The 4,401-nt window shown below is 41.2% G+C and carries 3 protein-coding genes; 2 read left to right on the forward strand and 1 reads right to left on the reverse strand.

All coding sequences use genetic code 11. The annotated features are described in order from the left end of the window. Positions 1-169: 169 nt before the first annotated feature. Positions 170-1,186 (forward strand): NAD(P)H-dependent glycerol-3-phosphate dehydrogenase, encoded by a 1,017-nt coding sequence (locus tag ACLOR3_RS02370; protein ID WP_411400132.1) that lies wholly within the window; start codon positions 170-172, stop codon positions 1,184-1,186. A gap of 61 nt (positions 1,187-1,247) precedes the next feature. Continuing rightward, positions 1,248-2,156, forward strand: coding sequence for a UTP--glucose-1-phosphate uridylyltransferase GalU (gene galU / locus ACLOR3_RS02375; RefSeq protein WP_411400133.1), 909 nt, complete (start codon positions 1,248-1,250; stop codon positions 2,154-2,156). 166 nt (positions 2,157-2,322) lie between these two features. Here the strand turns inward: galU and ACLOR3_RS02380 are convergent, their stop codons facing one another. Continuing rightward, positions 2,323-4,269 carry a C69 family dipeptidase gene (locus ACLOR3_RS02380; RefSeq protein WP_411400134.1) on the reverse strand — a complete coding sequence of 649 codons (1,947 nt, stop codon included), beginning with the start codon at positions 4,267-4,269 and terminating at the stop codon, positions 2,323-2,325. Positions 4,270-4,401: the final 132 nt, after the last annotated feature.

Consider the following 4,401-nt stretch of genomic DNA (forward strand, 5'->3'; position numbering starts at 1 on the left):
CAAATATTACCATATTCAGAATATAAATGCAAGAATAATTTACTAAAATTCCCAACATTTTATCAGTTATCATATTATTTGCTTTTCCTATGAAATTCAGCTAGATTCCAAAGCTTTTTTCTCTATAGTATGGTAAAATAGAAATGAAATCTTCACGAAGGAGAATGCTATGGATAAACAAATCATTGCGGTCATCGGTCCTGGTTCTTGGGGAACTGCCCTTTCTCAAGTCCTCCACGATAATGGCCATGAAGTACGGATCTGGGGAAATGTCCCAGAACAAATCGACGAAATCAATCAAGAACATACCAACAAACGCTATTTTAAGGATGTCCTTCTAGATCCAGGGATCAAGGCCTACCATAACTTGGACGAAGCACTTTCTGGAGCGGATGCGGTCCTCTTTGTCGTTCCGACTAAGGTAACTCGCTTGGTAGCTAAACAAGTCGCTGAGACTCTGGACCATCCTGTCAAGGTCATGCATGCGTCCAAAGGATTAGAGCCAAACAGTCACAAACGGATTTCTCAAATCTTAGAAGAGGAAATCCCTGCTTCTCTACGTAGTGAAATTGTGGTCGTTTCTGGGCCAAGTCACGCCGAAGAAACCATCGTTCGCGATATCACTCTGATCACAGCGGCTTCTAAGAATTTAGAAACAGCTCGTTATGTTCAAGAACTCTTCAGCAACCACTACTTCCGCCTCTATACTAATACAGATGTGATTGGGGTAGAAACAGCTGGAGCTCTTAAAAATATTATCGCAGTCGGAGCTGGAGCCCTTCACGGTCTTGGATTCGGAGACAATGCTAAGGCTGCCATCATCACGCGCGGACTAGCTGAAATTACCCGTCTAGGAGTGAAACTTGGGGCTAGCCCATTGACCTATAGTGGACTGTCCGGAGTTGGGGACCTGATCGTGACAGGAACTTCGATCCACTCTCGGAACTGGCGAGCAGGGGACGCTCTCGGTCGAGGTGAAAAACTAGAAGATATCGAAGCCAACATGGGCATGATCATCGAAGGGATTTCCACCACTAAGGCTGCCTACGAACTGGCCCAAGAGCTAGACGTCTATATGCCGATCACACAAGCCATCTACCAAGTAATTTATGAAGGGCAAGACATTCGCGAAGCCATTAACTTCATGATGAACAACGAATTTAAAGAAGAAAATGAGTGGAACTAAGGAATTTTTCCTTGCCAATCAGATCAACAACCAATCATTCTTTAGTTAGAAAGGAATTATTATGACAAAAGTTAGGAAAGCAGTCATTCCTGCGGCCGGACTTGGAACGCGTTTCCTACCTGCAACCAAAGCCTTGGCCAAAGAAATGTTGCCAATCGTGGATAAGCCAACCATCCAATTCATCGTTGAGGAAGCCCTTAAGGCTGGCATCGAGGACATTCTCGTTGTCACTGGTAAGTCCAAACGTTCGATCGAAGACCACTTCGACTCAAACTTTGAACTCGAGTACAACCTCAAGGAAAAAGGAAAAAATGACCTATTGAAACTGGTCGATGAAACTACCGGGATGCGCCTCCACTTCATTCGTCAAAAACATCCGCGTGGCCTTGGAGATGCTGTCCTTCAGGCTAAGGCCTTCGTTGGGAATGAACCTTTCGTCGTGATGCTGGGAGATGACCTCATGGATATCACGGATGATACAGCCACTACTCTCACCAAGCAATTGATGAATGACTATGACGAGACACATGCTTCCACCATTGCCGTCATGAAAGTTCCCCATGAAGAGGTCTCTGCCTATGGAGTCATTGCTCCTCAAGGGGAAGGCATCAAGGGACTGTATAGTGTTGAAACCTTTGTCGAAAAACCGGCACCCGAAGAGGCACCAAGTGACCTTGCCATTATCGGTCGTTACTTGCTGACTCCAGAAATCTTCCAAATCTTGGAAAACCAAAAACCAGGCGCTGGAAATGAAATCCAATTGACTGATGCCATTGATACCTTGAACAAGACCCAACGAGTATTTGCCCGCGAATTTAAGGGCAAACGCTACGATGTTGGGGACAAGTTTGGTTTCATGAAAACTTCTATTGATTATGCCTTGAAACACCCACAGGTTAAAGATGATCTCAAACAATACATCATCGATCTTGGAAAAAAATTAGAAACATCTGAACAAACTTCGAACTAAACCATTTACGAATCTGAAGGATGTAAAAGAGACTGACCATATGGTGTAAGTGGTCCCCCACTTTACAAAATGGTCAATCTCTTTTTTCTTGTAAAAAGAAGCTGGACAAAAAGTCCAGCTTCTTTCATTTATTCTCTTGTTCAACTATTTTATCTGATTCTATTTTTTAAGGATGAACATTGTAAGAATAATTTGTATTTGGGTAAGTCTCGATTTCGCTTGGATTGAAATTAGATCCGAAGCGATTATTGTTGTTTACACTATTTCCTGCTACAGGAGCTTCAGTTGGAGCTTGAACAGTTTCTTCTGGCTTCACAGGAGTTTCTACTTTAGGAGATACAACTGGTTGTTTATCCTTGTTAGCAGCATAGCCAAAGCGATTGTTTGGATTTCCTTCTGCATTAGCTGGGATATCCTTATTAGAAGGGGTAGCTCTATAATATGAAGCAGGAATTTCAATTTTTGTACTATTTCCGTCAACTTGTGGTTTTTCTGGAACTGTTGGTGTATCTGGTTTCTTAGGCTCTTCAGGATCTTTATAATTATCTGGTTTAGAAGCACGATAAGGATCTGACTTGCGTCCAGCTGCCTCTAATTGTTTTTCCATTAATTTTTCATAATCTTTGAAGTGTTGGAAAAGACGATCAGACAAGTCAAGTGAATCTTTAGTTACTTTATCTTCAGCAGCTTTTGCAGCTTCTGGTTGATCTTTTAATGAATAATATTCAATATCCTTCTTCTCTTGATCAGCAATAAATCCTTTTTCTAGTGCTTTCCAATGTTCTTGGACGGTTTTTCCAAAGATATCTTGATTGTTGATTGCCATGTTGTCAATATGCCAAACAGTCCAATACCAAGAATTTGGATCATAGGTTTCTGTTTGTGGTTTAAAGGCTTCATAAGTGTCTTTCACATTTCCATAGAATGGGACATATGGAGTGTTCCGTGATGGCCCCATTCCTAACCAAACTGTACCACCAAATGATTTTGGTAGTTTTGGATTGATTTGATAGACATGGGCATCGATAACGTTTTCATTACCTAGTGCATATTTGTATTGATCCTTGCGAACCGTGTCGTTTGCGCCATTGTCACCTTGTTTCTTCACTCCAATTTGATCGTCCGGTACGAAGCGACCATTTAAATGTTCAAAGCGATTCCGTTGCATAGCAAAGGCATCTTCTAAAGTAAATTTCTTATTTGGATCAGTTGGAGAACGGAATAGTTCGTATTCGTCATCCTCGTAAGTCACTTTAGACTTTGGATCAAGTACTGTAATCCCTGCATAAGTCCGAGAACGGTCCCCTTCTGCATATTTTTCAGGTCCGTAAGACTTAGCAATATGGAAGTTGCCATCTTTATCAGTCTTGTAACTTCCTGATTCTTTTGCTACTTTTTCAACATCTTTAGAGGCGATGACATTTTCAGTGTCATTCAAATTAACATGACCTAGGTAGTAAGTATTCGCAAAGACTGCATATTTATCTTCTGGCACCTTCACCGCTACATATTGGTGACCAGAAAGAATTTCCATATACCAAGTTTCTTTTTGGTCAGCAACTACAACTGTATTTCCTTCAGCTGATCCCTTTTCTTCGATAACTTTTCCAAGTAATTCGATTGCTTCACGAGCTGTTTTTGCACGAGGTAAGATTACATCGAGCATAGCAGCTTCTGGAAGTCCATCTGCTTTCAGTGGATCTTTTTCTAATACCTTTTTATTTGGAATTGCTGTAACAGTGGCAGTCATGGAAACACCCGCTTCGTTAAAGCCATGTTCCCCAAATGCACCATTGCTACCATCTCCACGAGCGGAATCATAAGCAGCTGTGTATTTCATTTCGCTGGCAGCATGAGGATAGGTGAAACCATTGGATTCGTCCTGAATTTGGTCTCCTTCCTTATAATTCTTGGCATCAACAACAACATAGTTTTTGTTGTGTTTTCCGCCGTTTGGATAATAAGGATAGTCCTCAGTCCGACCAAACAGGGTGGTACCATCCTTGGTCAACTGACGGCCAATGATAAATCCACAACAAGCCTCAACAGCTTGAAACGGAAGGAGCAATATAGCCATCGCTACTAACGAGAGCTTAATCAACCATTTTTTCATTGCAAATCTCCTTTTATTTAATATTTTATCCATTTTATGAATGGATAAGAAAGATATTTACAATTGTTAGTTTACTCCTTTTCAATCCTTTTTGCAAGCGCTTTCTTATGTTGTCTTTATTCACTTTTCGAG

It is taken from the genome of Streptococcus intestinihominis (assembly GCF_046824975.1).
Lineage (GTDB): Bacteria > Bacillota > Bacilli > Lactobacillales > Streptococcaceae > Streptococcus.